Origin of the sequence: Streptomyces sp. NPDC002698, assembly GCF_042888945.1 — a bacterium.
Lineage (GTDB): Bacteria > Actinomycetota > Actinomycetes > Streptomycetales > Streptomycetaceae > Streptomyces.
Window position 1 is genome coordinate 214,867 of record NZ_JBIAQM010000001.1, and the last position, 19,597, is coordinate 234,463.

A 19,597-nucleotide genomic window follows, 5' to 3' on the forward strand; every position below is an offset into this window, starting at 1 on the left:
CCTCGGTGGCCTGGGCCGGGATCTCGGCGTCGGCGACGGCCTTGCGGGTCCGGCGGCGTACGGGCTTGGCCTCGGTCGCCTCGGTCGCCTCGGCGGCCTCGGCGGTGTCCGTGGCGGTGCTCGCTGCCTTGCGGGTGCGTCGGGGCTTGGCCTCGGCGACCGTCTCGGTGACCTCGGTCGCGGCGGCCTCGACGGTGTCCACGACCGCTTCCGCCGCCTTGCGGGTGCGTCGGCGGGCGGCGGGCTTGGTCTCCGTGGCCTCGGTGGCCTGGGCCGGGATCTCGGCGTCGGCGACGGCCTTGCGGGTCCGGCGGCGTACGGGCTTGGCCTCGGTCGCCTCGGTCGCCTCGGCGGTGTCCGTGGCGGTGCTCGCTGCCTTGCGGGTGCGTCGGGGCTTGGCCTCGGCGACCGTCTCGGCGATCTCGGTCGCGGCGGCCTCGACGGTGTCCACGACCGCTTCCGCCGCCTTGCGGGTGCGTCGGCGGGCGGGCTTGGCCGGAGCCTCGGCGGCCTCGGTGACCGTCTCGGCGGCGGGAGCCGTCTCGACGGTCTTGCGGGTCCGGCGGCGGGCCGGCGCGGCCTGAGCCTCGGCGACGACCTCGGCGGCGGCGCTCTCGACCACGGCCTCGGCGGCGGTCACCACCGCCTCCGCCGTCTCCACGACCGTCGCGGCGGTCTTGCGGGTCCGGCGACGGCGCGGCGCGGCCGGCTCGTCGGTGACACCCTCCGCCGTCACCACGGCGGCTTCCGCGGCCTCGGTCACGGGGGCGGCGACGGCTGCCACGGCCTCGCCCGTTCCACCGCGCGTCCGCCGACGGCGGCGCGGCGTGCGGGGCTCGGCGGTCTCGACGGACGCGGGCGACTCCGTGGTCGCCGGAGCGGCCGTGGACGCGGACGTCTCGTCAGCGGGAGCACCGTTGCGGGTACGACGGCGCTGGCGGGGAGTGCGCGGCGCGCGCTCGTGCTCGGTGGGCGCGGGTGCGGCCGTACGGCCACCGCGGCCACGCGGACCGCCACGGCCGCCGGTCTCGCCCAGGTCCTCGACGGCTTCGGCCGCGAGCCCGGCGCGGGTGCGCTCGGAACGCGGCAGGACACCCTTGGTGCCGGCCGGGATGCTGAGCTCCTCGTAGAAGTGAGGAGAGGTCGAGTACGTCTCCGGCGGGTCCGGGAAACCGAGGTCCAGCGCCTTGTTGATGAGCTGCCAGCGCGGGATGTCGTCCCAGTCGACGAGGGTGATCGCGATGCCCTTGGCACCCGCGCGGCCGGTGCGGCCGATGCGGTGCAGGTACGTCTTCTCGTCCTCGGGGGACTGGTAGTTGACGACGTGGGTCACGCCCTCGACGTCGATACCGCGGGCGGCGACGTCGGTGCAGACCAGCACGTCGACCTTGCCGTTGCGGAACGCGCGCAGCGCCTGCTCGCGGGCACCCTGGCCGAGGTCGCCGTGGACCGCGCCGGAGGCGAAGCCGCGCTGCTGGAGCTGGTCGGCGAGGTCCGCCGCCGTCCGCTTGGTGCGGCAGAAGACCATCGCGAGACCGCGGCCGTCGGCCTGCAGTATGCGCGAGACCATCTCCGGCTTGTCCATGTTGTGAGCGCGGTACACGAACTGCTTCGTGTTCGCGACCGTCGCGCCCGAGTCGTCCGGCGCCGCGGCGCGGATGTGCGTGGGCTGCGACATGTAGCGGCGCGCGAGACCGATGACCGCGCCCGGCATGGTCGCCGAGAACAGCATCGTCTGACGGCGGGCCGGCAGCATGTTCATGATCTTCTCGACGTCGGGCAGGAAGCCCAGGTCGAGCATCTCGTCGGCCTCGTCGAGGACGAGCGCCTTGATGTGCTTGAGGTTGAGCTTCTTCTGGCCCGCGAGGTCCAGCAGCCGCCCGGGGGTGCCGACGATGACGTCGACGCCCTTCTTCAGGGCCTCCACCTGGGGCTCGTACGCCCGGCCGCCGTAGATGGCCAGAACGCGTACGTTGCGGACCTTGCCCGCGGTCAGCAGGTCGTTGGTCACCTGCGTGCACAGTTCGCGCGTCGGGACGACGACGAGCGCCTGCGGGGCGTCGGTGAGCTGCTCGGGCTTGGCCCGGCCCGCCTCGACGTCCGCCGGGACGGTGACGCGCTCCAGGAGCGGAAGGCCGAAGCCCAGCGTCTTGCCGGTGCCGGTCTTGGCCTGGCCGATGACGTCGCTGCCGGAGAGGGCAACGGGGAGCGTCATCTCCTGGATGGGGAAGGGGTTGATGATGCCGACGGCCTCAAGGGCTTCGGCGGTCTCAGCGAGGATTCCGAGGTCTCGGAAAGTCGTAGTCAGGGTGCTGCCTCTTCTGTGTGCGCGGTACGAGGCGAGCGCGGGGGTCGTGTCGGGACCGTGCCGGGGACGTCGGCCGCTCTTGACGGGCGGGCCGAGTGGCATGGGACCACTGCCGACGCTCGAGCTCTCGTGCCGCTGAGGGTTCCCTCCGGATGCCGTACGCAATGTGCCGTACCGACGGGGAGGGCTGTCGGGTCGGAGCCGATCGGGCCACCGACCGGGCATCCTCATTCGTGCGGCCCGTCGAATTACTCGCCGGGCGCATTACCACCATACCCCGGAATCGCGCACATGCGATGGCCGATTTGGTCACGTAGTCGTCGTCACACTGGTTGAGCAGGGACTTCCCTCGTACGGTGAGCGGGCTATTGTGCGCTTCATGACGACGCCTGACAACGCCGCTGAGAAGCCCGCCGAGGCCACCGCCGACACCGCCCCCGCGGCCACCGGAGTCGCCGCGCAGAACTGGGAGACGGCCTCGGCCGAGCCCCAGTACCGCGCCGCGGTCGTGGACCTGCTCGGAGCGCTCGCGTACGGCGAGCTCGCGGCGTTCGAGCGGCTCGCGGAGGACGCCAAGCTGGCGCCCACGCTGAGCGACAAGGCGGAACTGGCGAAGATGGCGTCCGCCGAGTTCCACCACTTCGAGCAGCTGCGGGACCGGCTCTCCGCGATCGGCGCGGAGCCCACGCAGGCGATGGAGCCCTTCGTCGCCGCGCTCGACGGCTTCCACCGGCAGACGGCTCCCTCGGACTGGCTGGAGGGGCTCGTCAAGGCGTACGTCGGCGACTCGATCGCCAGTGACTTCTACCGCGAGGTCGCGGCCCGGCTCGACTCCGACACCCGCGGGCTCGTCCTCGGCGTCCTCGACGACACCGGTCACGCCGGTTTCGCGATCGAGAAGGTGCGCGCCGCGATCGACGCCGACCCGAGGGTCGGGGGCCGGCTCGCGCTGTGGGCGCGGCGGCTGATGGGCGAGGCGCTGTCCCAGTCGCAGCGCGTGGTCGCCGACCGCGACGCCCTGTCGACGATGCTCGTGGGCGGTGTGGCGGACGGATTCGACCTCGCGGAGGTCGGCCGGATGTTCTCCAGGATCACCGAGGCGCACACCAAGCGGATGGCCGCGCTGGGCCTGGCGGCCTAGGACGGACACGCTCAGGACGGACCGCGCCTGGGGCGGACACGCCCTTGAGGACTACCGATGGGGACTACCGGCGCGGTTCGCGGTCGCGGGAGCGGGGCCTTCGCAGCGGCCTACGCCGTCGCCGAGCGGCGTCGAAAACGCTCCTCGGGGCGCAGCAGCAACGACAGCAGCGCCGCGGACACGGCCACCGCGCCGAGAAGGATGGCCAGGAAGTGGCCGGAGCCCAGTGCCGTGTGCGTCAGGAAGGCGCCGAACAGGGCTCCCGCCACGCCCGTCGACAGGACCAGGCTGCGTGCGGGCAACCGGTGGGGCAGGCGGTACGAGGCCGCCCACGCCAGCGCGAGACCGAGCAGCACGGAGCCGAACGCTTCCAAGAACATGGGTGGGGTCCCTCCCGCACGGCCGGTGCAAATCGGTCGTAGCCGGTCCTACCCCTGACGTCCGGAACGCAACCCTCCTCCGTGCCCGGCATGTGCTCCATCTGCCGAGGTGCCCGGCGCGCGGGAGCGGCGCTGATACGGATCGGAGTGCGCGCCGGATCGGAAGCGGGCGTGCGCCGGTCGGACAAACCGGCGAACCGGCGAACCCGGCGGGCCGGGCAGCAGGACGCAGTACGGACAGCGCGAAGCAGAGCGGTACGGGCGGCACGAAGCGGATGCGGGAAGGGCCCGGTGACATCGTCACCGGGCCCTTCCCGTACCGCCTCGTCGCCCAGTCGCCCTACAGGGCGCTGAATCCGACCTTGCGCTGCGTGGGCTCGCCGAGCTCCACGTACGCCAGCCGGTCGGCCGGAACCAGGACCTTGCGGCCGTGGTCGTCCACGAGGCTCAGCAGCTGCGACTTGCCGGCCAGCGCCTCGGACACCGCGCGCTCGACCTCTTCCGGGGTCTGACCGCTCTCCAGAACGATCTCGCGGGGCGCGTGCTGCACGCCGATCTTGACCTCCACGGCTTTGTCCCTCCGACGGTCAGTCATGTGCGCGTTCGTACGCGCCGTACGCAGCACACATTAGCCCGGCGAGGGGACGCGCACGCTCCGCCCGGGAACGCCAGGAGCGAACAGCCGACGGGAACAAAGAAGCGGCCGGGGGCGTGCCCCGGCCGCTTCCTTCGCGTCGGTGATCCAGCGATCCGGTGATCCGGCGGATCAGTGGTGGTCGGTGCCGTGCAGCGGGAAACCCGCGATGCCCCGCCAGGCGAGCGAGGTCAGCAGCTGGACCGCCTGGTCGCGCGGGACACTGCGGTCGCTGTGCAGCCAGGAACGGGCCACCACCTGGGCCAGACCGCCGAGGCCCGAGGCGAGGAGCATCGACTCCTCGCGGGAGAGACCGGTGTCCTCGGCGATGACGTCGCAGATCGCCTCGGCGCATTGGTGCGTCACCTTGTCGACGCGCTCGCGCACCGCCGGCTCGTTGGTCAGGTCGGACTCGAAGACCAGTCGGAACGCGCCGCCGTCGTCCTCCACGTAGGCGAAGTAGGCGTCCATCGTCGCGCGGACGCGCAGCTTGTTGTCCGAGGTCGACGCGAGAGCGGCCCGTACCGCCAGGAGCAGGGACTCGCAGTGCTGGTCCAGCAGGGCGAGGTACAGATCGAGCTTGCCCGGGAAGTGCTGGTAGAGGACCGGCTTGCTGACGCCCGCGCGCTCGGCGATGTCGTCCATGGCGGCCGAGTGGTATCCCTGCGCAACGAAAACTTCCTGGGCGGCGCCGAGGAGCTGGTTGCGTCGGGCACGGCGCGGCAGGCGAGTGCCCCGCGGGCGTGCTGCCTCTGTCTGCTCGATGGCTGTCACGCCGCCTCCCAAAATTGTCCACGTGCGGTGTGCGCCGCGCCGCCATCGTACTTTTCGGTAACCCTGCTGTGTGCGGTGCGAGCGGAGAATTTCACGGACCGGCCCCCTGCCGGGACGGCGCACAGTGTGCCGAAGGGGACGAGCTGGGCACTCGGCCGCCGCGGCGGCCCTGATCTGCGATGCCGGATCACCCGTGGATGTCAGGTCACCTGTAGTCGTCCTCGTTCAGCCGGACGACCCGGGCCTGCTCGGCCAGATCGCCGTCGTCGGCGTTGAGGCGGTCGCCCGGCGGTTCCGGGTCGACGTCGTCCGCGGGGTCCAGCTCGGCGGACTGCTCGGCGGCGTCGGCCTCGGGGGCCTCGGCGTCGGGGATCTCCCGGAACTGGTCGTCGAACGTTCCGGGGTCTGTCGGGTCGACTGTCATGGTTCCTCTTCCCGAACGGTACGAGTGCGCTCCTGATGTGCGGACGAGTGCCCTCGTTCGAAGCCTAGGAGACACGCGATCCGGACGCTATGCGATCGGCCCGCGATCTGTGACCGCGAACACATGAGCCCCCGCGTGATCGTCTCGTAACATTGCGGCATGTCTTCGACCGAACTCCCTTCCGCGCCGGCCGCCAGTGTCACGCCGCGGGTCGGCGCCGTCAGGGTCGCGGAGGGAGAGCGGCTGCGATCGGTCGGGCTGCCCGGCATCACGTTGACGATCCGGTCGAGACCCCCGGTCAGGGAGGACCTCCCGCCCGCCCTGTACGTGCACGGTCTGGGCGGTTCCTCGCAGAACTGGTCCGCGCTGATGTCCCGGCTCGACGGGCTCGTGGAGAGCGAGGCACTCGACCTGCCGGGCTTCGGCGACTCGCCGCCGCCGGACGACGGCGACTACTCGGTCACCGGACACGCGCGGGCGGTCATCCGCCACCTCGACGCGTCCGGACGTGGTCCCGTACATCTTTTCGGCAATTCCCTCGGCGGAGCCGTCACGACACGCGTCGCGGCCGTGCGGCCGGATCTCGTCCGGACGCTCACGCTGGTGTCCCCCGCGCTGCCCGAGATCCGCGCGCAGCGCACGGCCTGGCCGACCGCGCTGCTCGCTCTGCCCGGGGTGGCGGGACTGTTCACGAAACTCACCAGGGACTGGAGCGCTGAGCAGCGCGTACGAGGGGTTCTGGCCCTCTGTTACGGCGATCCCGGCATCGTGACGCCCGAGGGGTTCCGTGACGCGGTCGAGGAGATGGAGCGACGGCTCGCCCTGCCCTACTTCTGGGACGCCATGGCACGCTCCGCGCGCGGTGTCGTGAACGCCTACACGCTGGGCGGCCAGCACGGACTGTGGCGTCAGGCCGAACGGGTGCTCGCCCCCACGCTCCTGGTCTACGGCGGCCGCGACCAACTTGTCGGCTACCGTATGGCGCAGCGCGCGGCCCGTGCGTTCCGCGATTCCCGGCTGCTGTCCCTGCCGGACGCGGGGCACGTCGCCATGATGGAGTATCCGGAGACGGTCGCCACCGCCTTCCGTGAACTCCTGGCGGACCTGGGAGAGTCGACCACTTCGGTGGCAGTCGGCGCGGAGAGCTGAGGCGGGAAGTGGGACGACACAGTCGTCGGGGGCGGACCGGCAAGACGGACACCGCGCAGACGCGGGCGGTTCCGGCGGACGAGGCGGCACCGGCTCCCGCGCCGGGCCCGGACGGCGTCCGCCGCGCGGCGACACGCCCGCCCGGCTCCCTGGGTCCCTACCCGCCCTCGGGCGGCAGCCCGCAGCAGGGCGCGCCACGATTCTCCGACGGCACTCCGGCGCACGGTTTTCCGCGGGTCGCGGACGGCACTCCCGCGCGAGGGGTGCCGCGCCACCCGGACGGGACCCCGGCCCACGGAGTCCCGCGCTTCCAGGACGGCGCCCCTGTACGTGGGGTGCCGCGTTCCTTCGAGGGGACCCCGGCGCACGGAACGCCGCGTCTCCCCGACGGGACCCCCGCCCACGGAATGCCGCAGGTGCGGGGCGGGCATCCCGAGCATCGCGAACAGGGCGGCGGCTGGGGCGAGTCCAGGACCGACGGGGCTCCTCAGGGCGCGGCCGCCGGACCGCGGGTGCCCCAGCAGCGCCGGCAGGCCGTGGCGGGACCCCGGCAGGCGTACGTCGACGCGTTCGACCTCGACGAGCGGCGGAGCGGCGGCGCTGCGGGCCGGACGGCCGGCTCCCGTACGGGGTTCGACGACCCCGCCGACTGGAACGCCCAGCCCGTCGGCACCGGGGACCGGCCGCTGCCGGAGGCCGGCGACCAGGACGAGGGCAAGGCCCGCAAGGGATGGGCGTTCACCGGGATCGCGGCGGCCGCCGTCACCACCGTGCTGGCCGTCGTCGTGGCCGGACAGATGGCCACGGGAGGGCACGACGCCGACGCACGGGCGCGGTCCGCCGACGCGGGCGGCCGGGCGACCCAGGACTCCGCCTCGCGCGGCGACGACCGGCCCACCCAGTCGGGACAGCCGCAGGTGGCCGCCGCGCCCCTGACGTACGACCAGCAGATGGCCAGGACCTACCAGCTCGGGGCGAAGCTCAAGGCGTCGGGGAAGTTCACCGCGGTGCCCGGATTCGCCAAGGCGCCCGGCAAGGGCCGCAAGTACACCTACCGCGTCGACGTCGAGCAGGGCCTCGATCTCGACGGCGCGCTCTTCGCCGACGCCGTGCAGAAGACCCTGAACGACAAACGGAGCTGGGCGCACGGCGGCGCCCGGACCTTCGAGCGGATCGATTCCGGCAAACCGGACTTCGTCATCACGCTGGCGAGTCCCGGCACCACCGCCGAGTGGTGCGCCAAGTCGGGGCTCGACACCACGGAGGACAACGTGTCGTGCGACTCGGCGTCCACCGAGCGCGTCATGATCAACGCGTACCGCTGGGCCCAGGGCTCCAAGACCTACGGCTTCGGTGACGAGATTCACGCCTACCGGCAGATGCTGATCAACCACGAGGTCGGCCACCGGCTCGGATACGGGCACGTCACCTGCGAGAAGGACGGCGACCTCGCCCCGGTCATGCAGCAGCAGACCAAGTTCCTCGACCACGACGGAATCCACTGTCTGCCCAACGCCTGGCCCTATCCCACGAGTTGACGGAAAGCGACCGTATCGCTTTGACACGCGGAAAAAGATCGTTCATATTTTCCGCATGTCCTCCCGTCACGCCTCCGTTCGCGCCGCCATCGAGCTGGCGCTCATCGGCGTGACCGCGCTCTGCGTGGCCGACATCCACTGTTGCTGACGCCCGCCCCCGGCGAGTGCGTCGCTCTCCCTCCCGTCTTGTTCCCGTGCGCTCCCGAACCTCCGCGGTTCGGCGCGCCCGTGCCCCTTTCGGTCCGGTCCGACTCCGACGCCTGACGCCCTGGGCGAGCTCTGCGCTCCGCTGTCTCACTCCGTGTCATTCCGTCTCAGTATTCGAGTCATCCGAGAGGTCGTCTTCCGATGCGTCAATCGTCCGTCATAGCGCGCCGCGTGGCCGCGGCATCCGTCAGCCTGGTCGTGGCAGCGGGCGCCGCCGCCTGCGGGCCGAAGGACAACGATGCCAAGAGCTCCGGTGGCGACTCCCGGCCCCACAAGGGCGGCACGCTCACGGTCCTGAACTCCAATCCGCAGTCGGACTTCGACCCCGCGAGGCTCTACACCTCCGGCGGCGGCAACGTGCCCTCGCTCGTCTTCCGTACGCTCACCACCCGCAACCGCGAGAACGGGGCCGCCGGTGCCGAGGTCGTCCCCGACCTCGCCACGGACACCGGCCGCCCGAGCGAGAACGCGACCGTGTGGACGTACACCCTGAAGACAGGCCTCAAGTTCGAGGACGGCACGCCGATCACCTCCGCCGACGTCAAGTACGGCATCGAGCGCTCCTTCGCCGCCGAACTCTCCGGCGGCGCGCCCTACCTGAGGGACTGGCTCATCGGCGGCGCCGACTACCAGGGTCCCTACAAGGACAAGAAGGGCCTCGACTCGATCGAGACGCCGGACGCGCTGACCATCGTGTTCCACCTGAACAAGCCCGAGGGCGAGTTCCCCTACCTGGCCACGCAGACGCAGTTCACGCCCGTCCCGAAGGCCAAGGACACCGGCACGAAGTACGAGGAGCACCCGGTCTCCTCGGGCCCGTACAAGGTCGTCAAGAACGAGAACGACGGCGAGCGCCTCACCCTGGAGCGCAACACCCACTGGTCCGCGTCGACCGACGCCGAGCGCAAGGCCTACCCGGACACGATCGACGTACGGTCCGGGCTGGACTCCTCCGTGATCAACCAGCGGCTGTCCTCCTCCCAGGGCGCCGACGCCACCGCCGTCACCACGGACACCAACCTCGGCCCGGCCGAACTCGCCAAGGTGACCGGGGACAAGGCACTGGCCTCGCGCGTCGGAACCGGCCACTTCGGCTACACGAACTACCTCGCCTTCAACCCGAAGGTGAAGCCGTTCGACGACCCGAAGGTGCGCCAGGCGATCTCGTACGCCGTCGACCGCAGTTCGGTGATCAACGCCGCGGGCGGCTCGTCCCTCGCCGAGCCGGCGACGACGTACCTGCCGAACCAGAAGTCCTTCGGCTACACGCCGTACGACCTCTTCCCGGCGGGCGCCTCCGGCAACGCGGCCAAGGCCAGGGAACTGCTGGCGCAGGCGGGCCACAAGAACGGCCTGACCATCACGCTCACGCATTCCAACAGCAAGGACTTCGAGACCAGTCCGGAGATCGCGACCGCCGTCCAGGACGCGCTCAAGAAGGCCGGCATCACCGTCAAGCTCCAGGGTCTCGAGGAGAACGACTACAGCGACAAGATCCACAGCGCGAAGAACGAGCCCGGCTTCTTCCTCGCCCACTGGGGTGCCGACTGGCCCTCCGGCGGTCCCTTCCTGGCCCCGATCTTCGACGGCCGGCAGATCGTCAAGGACGGCGCCAACTTCAACTCCGGCTTCCTCGACGACAAGTCGGTCAACGACGAGATCGACGCGATCAACAAGCTGACCGATCTCGACGAGGCCGCCGAGCGCTGGGGCGCGCTGGACAAGAAGATCGGTGAGCGGGCGCTGACCGTGCCGCTGTTCCACCCCGTCTACAAGCGCCTGTACGGCGAGGGCGTCAAGAACATCGTGATCAGCGACTGGACCGGCGTTCTGGACATCTCCCAGGTCGCGGTGAAGTAGCACCGTGAGCGAGGCACTCGTCGCCTCCCCGGCCCCCGTGGCGGACTCGTCCGCCGCGGGGGCCTCGGGGGCCCGTCAGTTCTGGCGGCGGCTGCGCGCGCAGCGCGCCGCCCTCGTCGCGGCGGCCGTCGTCGCGCTGCTCGTCCTGATCGCGCTCGCCGCACCACTGCTCACGGCGATCGAGGGCCAGGACCCCACCACCTACCACCCCTCGCTGGTGGACTCCGCGCGCGGCGGCGTCCCCGTCGGCCCGCTCGGCGGCATCGGCGCCGACCACTGGCTCGGCGTCGAACCCCAGACCGGCCGCGACCTGTTCGCACGCCTCGTCCACGGCGCCCGGGTCTCCCTGGGCGTCGCCCTGGGGGCGACGGTCGTGCAGGTCCTCATCGGGGTCGTGGTCGGTGTCGCCGCCACCCTCGGCGCGCGCTGGGTCGATCAGCTGCTGAGCCGGTTCACCGAGATCATCATCGCGATGCCGCTCATGATCATGTCGCTGGCGCTGCTGGCGATCGTGCCCAGCGGCTTCCCCCGGCCCCTGCTGGTCGCACTCGTCATCGGCCTGATCGCCTGGGGCAACGTCGCGAAGATCACGCGAGCCCAGACGCTCGCCCTCAAGGGACTCGACTACGTCTCCGCCGCCCGGCTCAGCGGCTGGGGCACCTGGCGGATCGCCCGCCGTGAACTGCTGCCGGGACTCGCCGCGCCGGTCATCACGTACGCCGCGCTCCTCGTCCCGATGAACATCAGCGTGGAAGCCGCGCTCTCCTTCCTGGGGGTCGGGGTCAAGCCCCCGACTCCCTCGTGGGGGCAGATGCTCACCGCCGCCGACGTCTGGTACCAGGCCGCCCCGCAGTACCTGCTGCTGCCCGCCGGCGCGCTCTTCGTGACCGTCCTGGCGCTGACCGTCCTGGGCGACGGCATCCGCACGGCCCTCGACCCGCGCGCGGCCTCCCGCCTGCGCGTCGGCACCGGCCGCAAGCAGGAGGCCAAGGCGGACGCGGACACCAGGAAGTCCCCGGCGGACACGAGCGCCGAGGCGGAAACCGCCGGCGGGAAGGGGGCCGGGGCATGAACGGCTTCGGAGGATTCCTCCTGCGCCGCTCCGCCGGCACCGTGATCACCCTGCTCGCCATCTCGGTGATCGTCTACGTCGTCTTCTTCGTCACCCCCGGCAACGTCGCCCAGATCACCTGCGGCCCCCGCTGCTCCCCGGAGCAGGTGCACCAGGTGGCGCAGCAGCTGAGGCTCGACGACCCCCTCCACGTGCGCTACTGGCACTTCCTCCAGGGCATCCTCGTCGGCCAGGACTACTCCACGGGCACGTCCGTGGAGCACTGCTCGGCACCCTGCCTCGGCCAGTCGTACCAGAGCGGCCGGCAGGTGACCCAGCTGATCCTCACGAAGCTGCCGGTCAGCCTGTCGCTCGTGTTCGGCGCGATGATCCTCTGGCTGGTCCTCGGCGTCGGCACCGGCGTCCTGTCCGCATGGCGGCGCGGCCGGCTCACCGAGCGCGTGCTGACCGGCGTCACGCTCGCGGGCGTGGCCACGCCCGTCTTCGTGATCGGCCTCGTCCTCATGATCGTCGTCTGCGGGCAACTGCGGCTGCTGCCCTTCCCGCAGTACGTCAGCCTCACCGAGGACCCCGAACAGTGGGGCTGGAACCTGCTGCTGCCGTGGCTCTCCCTGGCCCTCATCGAGGCCGCCACGTTCGCCCGGCTCACCCGGGCGTCGATGCTCGAGACGCTCGCCGAGGACCACATCCGGACCTTCCGCGCGTACGGGGTCGGCGAGCGGTCGATCATCGGCCGGCACGCGCTGCGCGGGGCGTTCGCGCCGATCATCGCGCTCAACGCCAACAACGTCGGCGGTGCCATCGGTGGAGCGGTGCTCACCGAGACACTCTTCGGGCTGCCCGGCATCGGCCAGGAACTGGTCCACGCGGTGAACGTCGTCGACCTTCCCGTGGTCGTCGGCATGGTCCTGGTCGTCGGCTTCTTCGTGGTCATCGCCAACGCCGTCGCGGACGTGCTCTACGCGGTGGCCGACCGACGGGTGGTGCTGGCATGAGCGACTCTTCCCCGACCCTCTCCACGCTTCACGAGGCGGGCCCGGGTTCGTCACCCGGTACCTCCGCGGACTCCTCCCCGGCCGGTTCCGCCGCCCCGCTGGTCGAAGTGGACGACCTCGTCGTCGACTTCGGGGGCCTGCGTGCCGTCGACGGGCTCTCCTTCCGGCTGGAGAAGGGCGCCGCACTGGGCCTGGTCGGCGAGTCCGGCTCGGGCAAGTCCACCGTGGCGTCGGCCCTGCTGGCGCTCCACCGGGGCACCGGAGCACGCGTCGACGGCGCGGTCCGCGTGGCCGACGTCGACGTGCAGCGGGCGTCCGACGACGAACTGCGGCGGCTGCGCGGCGGAAAGGCCGCCATGGTCTTCCAGGACCCGCTGTCCTCCCTCGACCCGTACTACGCGGTGGGTGACCAGATCGCCGAGGTGTACCGGGTGCACACCAGGGCGTCCCGGCGAGCGGCACGCGCGCGTGCGGTGCGGGTGCTGGACCGTGTCGGCATCCCCGACGCGGCCCGCCGGTCCCGCTCGCGCCCGCACGAGTTCAGCGGCGGCATGCGCCAGCGCGCCCTCATCGCCATGGCGCTGGTCTGCGAACCCGAGCTCCTGATCGCCGACGAGCCCACCACGGCCCTGGACGTGACCGTCCAGGCGCAGATCCTCGACCTCCTGCACGCCCTGCGGCAGGAGACCGGCACAGGGCTGCTGCTGGTCACCCACGACGTCGGGGTCGCGGCCGAGAGCGTCGACGAGATCCTGGTCATGCGGCACGGACGCGCGGTCGAGCACGGCCCCGTGGGTGCTGTCCTGGGCGCGCCCCGGGAGCCGTACACCCGCGAACTCCTCGGCGCCGTCCCGCGGGTGGACACACCTCGGGCGGCCGGGCCGGCCAAGCGCGAGGACGGTGCCGCTCCGGCCGGGGAAGCCGGTCCGGACGACGTCCTCCGGTCCGACGACGTCATCCTCGAAGCGGTCGGGCTCCGGCGGGAGTTCGGGCGCGGGAAGCGGCGGTTCGCCGCCGTCGACGACGTGTCGCTGAGCGTCCGCCGGGGCGAGACCCTCGGCGTCGTCGGCGAGAGCGGCAGCGGGAAGACGACCCTGGGAAGGATGCTGGTCGGGCTCCTGGAACCCACCGCCGGCGTGGTCCGTCACGAGGGGCGCGAACAGTCCGGCGTCCGCCCCTCGGTGCAGATGGTCTTCCAGGACCCGGTGTCGTCCCTCAACCCCCGGCGCAGTGTGGGCGAGTCCATCGCCGACCCCCTGCGGGCGCGAGGGGAGCGGGACGAGGAGCGCATCCGGGGGCGCGTACGGGAACTGCTGGAGCGCGTGGGGCTCGACGGGGCGCACTACGACCGCTACCCGCACGAGTTCAGCGGCGGACAGCGCCAGCGCGTCGGCATCGCACGGGCCCTGGCCGCCGAACCGCACGCCATCGTGTGCGACGAGCCGGTCTCCGCGCTCGACGTCACCACGCAGGCCCAGGTGGTCGCCCTGCTCGGCGAGCTGCAACGGGAGCTCGGTCTCGCGCTGGTGTTCGTGGCGCACGATCTCGCGGTCGTACGCCAGGTCAGCGACCATGTGGCCGTGATGCGGAGCGGCCGGCTCGTCGAGTACGGTCCCGCCGACGAGGTCTACGAGAGCCCCCGGGACCCGTACACCCGGCAGCTGCTGGCCGCCGTACCGGCGCTCGACCCGGAGACCGCGGCACGGCGCCGGGCGCGGCGCGAGGAGGTGTCCCCGGCGTGATCCGGGGGCCGGTGGCCCTCGGACGCGTGCCCGCGTGATCTCGTAGCGCGACGAAACGCGACCTGCGCGGGAAAGTTACGACCGTTCACCCCTTTTGGTGGTGCGATGGACAACCGTCCGTCGTACCACCTCCTTGTCCGCATACCTTCGTCCCGCTGTGAGCCGCCGGGTCAACGGCGGCTCCCCATACGGGAGATCGGGGGTGTGCTCGTGCGCATCGGACTGCTTACGGAGGGTGGCTATCCGTATGTGAGCGGTGACGCCGGACTCTGGTGCGACCGGCTCGTGCGCGGGCTCGGGCAGCACACGTTCGACATCTACGCGCTCAGCCGCACCGAGCGCCAGGAGGACCAGGGCTGGATCCAGCTGCCGCCCCAGGTCGGCCGTGTCCGCACGGCACCGCTGTGGACGGCGCACGACGACGGCGTGGTGCACGGGCGCCGGGCCCGGCGCCGGTTCTCCGAGGCGTACGGAGAGCTGCTCGCGGCGGTGTGCGGGGGACCGCGGGCCGCGAGCCCCGGAGTCCCCGGAGCCCACGAAGTCCCCGGAGACCCGGCGGATTCCGTCGGCGCCGAGGCGGACCGTTTCGCCAGTGCCCTGTACGGACTGGCCGAACTCGCCCGGGACGAGGGCGGACTGGTGGGCGCCCTGCGCTCCGAGAACGCGGTGCGTGTCCTCGAACGCGCCTGCCGCGCACCGGGCGCACTCCGTACGGCCCGCACCGCGCGCGTTCCCGACCTGCTCACCGTCGCCGCGCACATCGAGCGCGCCCTGCGGCCCCTCTCGCTGGACTGGTACGAGGACGACGCGCTCGGCTCGGCGGACCTCTGCCACGCCGCGGCCGGTGGGGCGGCGGCGCTGCCCGGCCTCCTCGCCCGGCACTTCCTCGGCGTCCCGCTGCTGGTCACCGAGTACGGCGTGCACCTGCGGGCGCACTACCTGGCCGCCGCGACCCTCGAAGAGGCCCCCGCCGTCCGGGCGCTGCTCGCCGCGTTCCACGGCCGGCTCGCCACCGAGGTCTACCGCGCGGCCGTGCTCGTCACGCCCGGCAACGCGCACGCCCGCCGCTGGCAGGAGCGCTGCGGCGCCGACCGCGCCAAGCTGCGCACCGTCCACCCCGGCATGGAGGCCGCCCGCTTCGCGGACGTCGGGGAGGGAGTGCGGGGCAGCCGGTGCGCGGACCCCGACACGCTGGTGTGGGTCGGCCGCGTCGAGCCGGCCAAGGACCTGATGTCCCTGCTGCACTCCTTCGCCGAGATCCGCAGGGCCGAGCCGCGGACCCGGCTGCGGATCGTCGGCGCCCCCGCCGAGGACCCGGACGCCGCCGCCTATCTGGCCCACTGCAAGGCGCTGGCCGCGCAGCTCTTCCCCGACGAGGCGGAGGGGGTGCACGCCGTCGGCGACAACCCGGTCTCCTTCGAGGAGATCGGCGGCCCCGACATCCCGAGCCTCGCGGAGGCCTACGCCTGCGGAGCCCTGGTCGTCCTGTCCAGCGTCGTCGAGGGCTTCCCGGTCAGCCTCGTCGAAGCCATGCTCTGCGGCCGGGCCACCGTCTCCACGGACGTGGGCGCGGTCGTCGAGGTCATCGGCGGTACGGGTCTCGTGGTCCCGCCGCGCAATCCGCGAGCGCTGGCGGAGGCGTGCGTGGCACTGCTGCGCGACCCCGAGCGCCGTGAGCGGCTCGGCGCGGCCGCCCGCGCCCGCGCCCTCGAACTCTTCACCGTCGAGCAGAACATCACGGCATTTCACGGCATTTACCTGGAGATCGTCTCGCACTCCCCGGTGCGTCGCCCCGTCGTGGACGACGAGGGGGAGCCGCTGCCCTTCGGCGTTCCCGCCGAGGCCCATGTGCCGGGGCGCTGGACCGAGACCCGCTTCATGACCGCGTGCCGGCCGCGCTGGGCGGAAGGGGCACCTGTACGGGCCACCCTGCCCCCGTCCACGCCGGTACCCGTTTCCGCGGGGGAGGGCGCGTGACGATCGACAGCGCGGGACCGGGCGCCCCGCACGAATGCGACGACCCGGGCGAACCGGCCCGACCCGCCCCGACGACCCCCGCCCCGACGGCGACCCCCAGGACGCCGATCCCCGCCCTGGCCGGGCTGACGACACGTCCTGGCACGACGACCGGCCCCGGCACGGGGGACGAGCGGTCGGCCCGCGCCGCCGGTCCCTTCGGGGACACGGACAGCGGCGGGGACGGCGAGGGCAGGAGCGGGGCCGGGGGCGGCGACTCGGCACGCGGCATCGCTCCCCTCCGCGAGGGCGACTTCGCGCGTGAGGGCCTCCAGGGCACGCGCGGGTCCGCCGGGCGGCGTGGCGCGGTGGACCCCGTGAAGGCACTCATGCACCGGCACCGCGAGCTCTGCGAACGGGCCGTGGACCCCCTGGAGATCGCGGCGGGTCTGGAGGCGCACGGGGTCACCGACCGGACCGCCGCCCGCCTGCGCCACCGGGACGTCTTCTCGCTCGCCGAGGAGATGTACGCCCGCGCGGCCCGCGACGGGGAGGCGATCCCCCGCACCGGGCCTTCCGGACACCCGGGGCCGCGTGCCTACTGGGCGGCGCTCGCCCTGGTGCCCGGCGCCCTCGGCGCGGCCGTCGTCGTCGGGCTGCGGCTCACCGGCGGGCAAACTCGTCCGGCCGTCGCCGCGTTCGGCGCCCTGGCCGTCGCGTCGGGCCTGTACCTCGCCTTCCGTCGCGGCCCCTTGAGCACCCCGCACCGCACGACGGGCGCCGCACGCGTGGGGACCTGCTGGCTCATCGCGTACGCCCTCGCCGGAGACGGACTGCTGAGCGCCGCCCGGGACGGCGGCCCGCACGGCCCCTGGCCCCTGGCCGCCGCACCCGTGCTGGCTCTCCTGCTGGCCTGCGCCCCGGCGGCCTGGTGCGCCCACCTCTTCGCCGCCCGCGCCCGCCGCCGGCTGGGCGCGAGCCGCGGCCTGGAGGAGTTCGCCACCTCCGTACGCCCCCTGCTCCTCGGGGCGTTCGGCCTGTTCACGGTCGCGCTGTACGGGCTTCTCGCGCTGTGCGGGACGGCACTGGACGAGCCTCCCGCCCACGCCGGAGCCGGTGCCCTCGGCGTACTGATCCTCCTGGCGCGGCTGCTCACGGCACGCGGCTTCACCCGCGTCCCGGGCCGTGCGCTGGCCGGCGCGGGTGCGGTGGAGGCCACGGCCCTCGCCATGGTCTTCGCCGCGCGACTGCCCGGCTGCTCGCTCCTGGCCGCCCCCGTCGACAGCCTGGTCGAAGCGGCGGGCGCCGGGGCCGTGCCGGCCCTGGCCTGCGGGGCGGGCGCCCTCGTCCTCCTCGTCCAGGCGACCCGCACACTCACCCGCGCCTCGGCCCACGCCCTGCCCCGCGAGGGCCCATGAGCCGCGATCGATCCGAGCCCCCCGGCGCACCGAGCACGCCGGCCCGGCGGTCCGTCTCGCCGGGCGGCCGGGCGGCCGAGGCCATCCGGAACCGGCCCACGACGGCTCCACCGCCGTGATCCCTCCCCGGAGTCCGGGCAGTTTCCCGGATCCGGACCCCCCTTCTCCCGCGGGGCCGACACCGCGGGCCCTCTCCCCGACCTATGGCATCACCTTGAAGGAGACAGTCAGATGATCACCTCCCGAACCGGAGAATCCGCCCCGGGAGCCGCCCGATGAGGGTCCTGCTGATCGGAGCCAACGGCTACCTCGGCCGCTTCGTCGCCGACAGACTGCTCGCCGACCCGGCCGTGCAGCTCACCGCGCTCGGCCGGGGCGACGACGCCGACGTACGGTTCGACCTCGCCTCGGGCAGCCCCGGCGCGCTCACCCGCTTCCTGGACGCGGTGCACCCCGGAGTCGTCATCAACTGCGCGGGCGCCACCCGCGGCGGTGCCCGCGAACTGACCCGGCACAACACCGTCGCCGTCGCCACCGTCTGCGAGGCCCTGCGCCGCAGTGGCTGCGGGGCCCGGCTCGTCCAGCTCGGCTGCGGCGCCGAGTACGGGCCCAGCCAGCCCGGCTCCTCCACCGCGGAGGACGCCGTGCCGCGCCCGGGCGGCCCGTACGGAGTGAGCAAACTCGCCGCGACGGAACTCGTCCTCGGCTCCGGCCTGGACGCCGTCGTCCTGCGTGTCTTCTCACCCGCGGGACCCGGCACGCCCGCCGGATCCCCGCTCGGCCGGCTCGCCGAAGCCCTGCGCCGCGCCATGCAGGCCAGCGACGGCGAACTCAAGCTCGGCGGCCTCGGCGTCCAGCGCGACTTCATCGACGTCCGTGATGTCGCCCGCGCCGTCCACGCCGCCTCCCTGTCCGCCGCGCAGGGGGTGATCAACATCGGCTCGGGCCGCGCCGTACGCCTCCGCGACGCCGCCGCCGTCCTCGCGCGCGTGGCCGGCTACAGCGGCAGCCTGCACGAACTCGACGGCCCGTCCGGTCCGTCCATGAGGTCGTCCATCGGCCACCCCCGTCCCGAACCCGACCATGTGGCCCCGGTGTCGTACCCCTACCCGGACGGCTGCGGCAGCTGGCAGCAGGCCGACGTGCGCACCGCGCGCGACCGGCTCGGCTGGCGCCCCCGGATCAACCTCGAGGAATCCCTGGCCGACATCTGGATGGAGGCGGCATGTCGTATCTGACCAGGACCGCGACCGGCAGCGCGAGCACCGATCTGGGACTCGGCTTCGGTGTCCCCGGCTATGCGCATCCCCTCGTCGCTCCGCTGGAATGGGACGAACTCACCCGCCCCGGCACCCCCTTGCACTGGGTCGTGCTGAACGTGGACAGCGGCCCCGGCGAGCGGCCCGACCCGCGCTGCCTGGAGGCCACTGGACGGCTGCGCAACGCGGGCGTCCGGGTGCTGGGACTTCTCGACGCCGCCCACGGCGTACGCCCCTTCGGCGAGACGATCGCCGACGCGCGCCGCCATCTCGACTGGTACAAGGCCGACGGATTCCTCCTCGACCGCTGCCCCACCGAACGCGCCGCGCTGCCCGACGTCCGCCGGACGGCCGGCGCGCTGCGCGCGCTCCGGGACGGCGCCCACATCGTGTTCGGCCACGGCACCCACCCGCATCCGGGATATGCCGAGAACGCCGACCAACTGGTGACCTTCTCGGGCCCCTGGAGCGAATACCGCTGGTCGCAGGTCGCCGAATGGACCGCCGACTATCCCCCGGAGCGCTTCTGCCATTTCGTGCACGGCGTGCCGCGCGGTCACCTGGACGAGGCGCTGCGCATCGCCCGCTGGCAGGGCGCCTCGACGATCTACTTCACCGACCGCACCGATCACGGCGGGACGGCCGACCCCTGGGAGACGATGCCCGGCTACTGGGACGAGATCGTCTCGCGGATCGGAACGGGTGTCTCGGAATGAAGAAGGGCGTGGCAGTGTTACGGG

Annotated in this window: 17 protein-coding genes; 12 read left to right on the forward strand and 5 right to left on the reverse strand. The window is 72.8% G+C overall.

The genetic code is table 11. The features are described from left to right. Window positions 1–2,410, reverse strand: a 2,410-nt coding sequence (locus ACFYW9_RS00960) for a DEAD/DEAH box helicase (RefSeq protein ID WP_389142965.1), incomplete at its 3' end; no start/stop codon positions are given. Between the two features lie 277 nt (window positions 2,411–2,687). On the opposite strand from ACFYW9_RS00960, the gene ACFYW9_RS00965 reads away from it, so the two are divergent. Continuing rightward, window positions 2,688–3,449: a ferritin-like fold-containing protein gene (locus ACFYW9_RS00965; protein WP_351859119.1), complete on the forward strand. Its 762-nt coding sequence runs from the start codon at window positions 2,688–2,690 to the stop codon at window positions 3,447–3,449. Window positions 3,450–3,559: 110 nt separating this feature from the next. Here the strand turns inward: ACFYW9_RS00965 and ACFYW9_RS00970 are convergent, their stop codons facing one another. The 4 genes from ACFYW9_RS00970 to ACFYW9_RS00985 all read right to left on the reverse strand — a co-directional run bounded on the left by ACFYW9_RS00970 (window position 3,560) and on the right by ACFYW9_RS00985 (window position 5,661). Beyond that, the gene (locus ACFYW9_RS00970; RefSeq protein ID WP_351859121.1) at window positions 3,560–3,829 is read right to left on the reverse strand and encodes a hypothetical protein; all 270 of its coding nucleotides are present in this window, start codon (window positions 3,827–3,829) and stop codon (window positions 3,560–3,562) included. Between the two features lie 340 nt (window positions 3,830–4,169). Continuing rightward, window positions 4,170–4,397, reverse strand: a complete 228-nt coding sequence (locus ACFYW9_RS00975) for a DUF3107 domain-containing protein (RefSeq protein WP_028801993.1) — start codon at window positions 4,395–4,397, stop codon at window positions 4,170–4,172. A gap of 198 nt (window positions 4,398–4,595) precedes the next feature. Then, window positions 4,596–5,237, reverse strand: coding sequence for a TetR/AcrR family transcriptional regulator (locus ACFYW9_RS00980; RefSeq protein ID WP_326785658.1), 642 nt, complete (start codon window positions 5,235–5,237; stop codon window positions 4,596–4,598). Window positions 5,238–5,442: 205 nt separating this feature from the next. After that, window positions 5,443–5,661: a hypothetical protein gene (locus tag ACFYW9_RS00985; RefSeq protein ID WP_351859124.1), complete on the reverse strand. Its 219-nt coding sequence runs from the start codon at window positions 5,659–5,661 to the stop codon at window positions 5,443–5,445. Between the two features lie 159 nt (window positions 5,662–5,820). On the opposite strand from ACFYW9_RS00985, the gene ACFYW9_RS00990 reads away from it, so the two are divergent. The 11 genes from ACFYW9_RS00990 to ACFYW9_RS01040 all read left to right on the forward strand — a co-directional run bounded on the left by ACFYW9_RS00990 (window position 5,821) and on the right by ACFYW9_RS01040 (window position 19,573). After that, the gene (locus tag ACFYW9_RS00990; protein WP_389142971.1) at window positions 5,821–6,810 is read left to right on the forward strand and encodes an alpha/beta fold hydrolase; all 990 of its coding nucleotides are present in this window, start codon (window positions 5,821–5,823) and stop codon (window positions 6,808–6,810) included. A gap of 8 nt (window positions 6,811–6,818) precedes the next feature. Further along, a complete protein-coding gene (locus tag ACFYW9_RS00995) occupies window positions 6,819–8,348 on the forward strand; it encodes a DUF3152 domain-containing protein (RefSeq protein WP_389142974.1) in 1,530 nt (509 codons plus the stop codon). Between the two features lie 55 nt (window positions 8,349–8,403). Beyond that, window positions 8,404–8,496, forward strand: a complete 93-nt coding sequence (locus tag ACFYW9_RS01000) for an Ms4533A family Cys-rich leader peptide (protein WP_318658278.1) — start codon at window positions 8,404–8,406, stop codon at window positions 8,494–8,496. Window positions 8,497–8,696: 200 nt separating this feature from the next. Continuing rightward, complete coding sequence (locus ACFYW9_RS01005) at window positions 8,697–10,415, forward strand: ABC transporter substrate-binding protein (RefSeq protein WP_389142978.1); 1,719 nt, start codon at window positions 8,697–8,699, stop codon at window positions 10,413–10,415. Between the two features lie 4 nt (window positions 10,416–10,419). Beyond that, a complete protein-coding gene (locus ACFYW9_RS01010; protein WP_389142981.1) occupies window positions 10,420–11,487 on the forward strand; it encodes an ABC transporter permease in 1,068 nt (355 codons plus the stop codon). After that, window positions 11,484–12,482, forward strand: a complete 999-nt coding sequence (locus tag ACFYW9_RS01015; protein WP_389142984.1) for an ABC transporter permease — start codon at window positions 11,484–11,486, stop codon at window positions 12,480–12,482. The genes ACFYW9_RS01010 and ACFYW9_RS01015 overlap by 4 nt, the downstream gene beginning before the upstream one ends. Further along, window positions 12,479–14,224: a dipeptide ABC transporter ATP-binding protein gene (locus tag ACFYW9_RS01020; RefSeq protein ID WP_389142987.1), complete on the forward strand. Its 1,746-nt coding sequence runs from the start codon at window positions 12,479–12,481 to the stop codon at window positions 14,222–14,224. Before ACFYW9_RS01015 ends, ACFYW9_RS01020 begins: the two co-directional genes overlap by 4 nt. A 210-nt stretch (window positions 14,225–14,434) precedes the next feature. Next, window positions 14,435–16,201: a DUF3492 domain-containing protein gene (locus ACFYW9_RS01025; RefSeq protein WP_389143558.1), complete on the forward strand. Its 1,767-nt coding sequence runs from the start codon at window positions 14,435–14,437 to the stop codon at window positions 16,199–16,201. Between the two features lie 116 nt (window positions 16,202–16,317). After that, complete coding sequence (locus ACFYW9_RS01030) at window positions 16,318–17,598, forward strand: hypothetical protein (protein WP_389143561.1); 1,281 nt, start codon at window positions 16,318–16,320, stop codon at window positions 17,596–17,598. Between the two features lie 275 nt (window positions 17,599–17,873). Then, window positions 17,874–18,836: an NAD-dependent epimerase/dehydratase gene (locus tag ACFYW9_RS01035; protein WP_351859137.1), complete on the forward strand. Its 963-nt coding sequence runs from the start codon at window positions 17,874–17,876 to the stop codon at window positions 18,834–18,836. Further along, entirely contained in the window at window positions 18,824–19,573 is a 750-nt protein-coding gene (locus ACFYW9_RS01040; RefSeq protein WP_389142991.1) for a spherulation-specific family 4 protein, read from the forward strand. Before ACFYW9_RS01035 ends, ACFYW9_RS01040 begins: the two co-directional genes overlap by 13 nt. Window positions 19,574–19,597 lie beyond the last annotated feature (24 nt).

Excerpts from the sequence above, each read along its gene's own strand:
- ACFYW9_RS00965 (WP_351859119.1), top strand. The coding sequence starts at position 2,688 with ATGACGACGCCTGACAACGCCGCTGAGAAGCCCGCCGAGGCCACCGCC.
- ACFYW9_RS00970 (WP_351859121.1), bottom strand. The coding sequence starts at position 3,829 with ATGTTCTTGGAAGCGTTCGGCTCCGTGCTGCTCGGTCTCGCGCTGGCG.
- ACFYW9_RS00985 (WP_351859124.1), bottom strand. The coding sequence starts at position 5,661 with ATGACAGTCGACCCGACAGACCCCGGAACGTTCGACGACCAGTTCCGG.
- ACFYW9_RS00990 (WP_389142971.1), top strand. The coding sequence starts at position 5,821 with ATGTCTTCGACCGAACTCCCTTCCGCGCCGGCCGCCAGTGTCACGCCG.
- ACFYW9_RS01000 (WP_318658278.1), top strand. The coding sequence starts at position 8,404 with ATGTCCTCCCGTCACGCCTCCGTTCGCGCCGCCATCGAGCTGGCGCTC.
- ACFYW9_RS01005 (WP_389142978.1), top strand. The coding sequence starts at position 8,697 with ATGCGTCAATCGTCCGTCATAGCGCGCCGCGTGGCCGCGGCATCCGTC.
- ACFYW9_RS01015 (WP_389142984.1), top strand. The coding sequence starts at position 11,484 with ATGAACGGCTTCGGAGGATTCCTCCTGCGCCGCTCCGCCGGCACCGTG.
- ACFYW9_RS01020 (WP_389142987.1), top strand. The coding sequence starts at position 12,479 with ATGAGCGACTCTTCCCCGACCCTCTCCACGCTTCACGAGGCGGGCCCG.
- ACFYW9_RS01035 (WP_351859137.1), top strand. The coding sequence starts at position 17,874 with ATGAGGGTCCTGCTGATCGGAGCCAACGGCTACCTCGGCCGCTTCGTC.
- ACFYW9_RS01040 (WP_389142991.1), top strand. The coding sequence starts at position 18,824 with ATGTCGTATCTGACCAGGACCGCGACCGGCAGCGCGAGCACCGATCTG.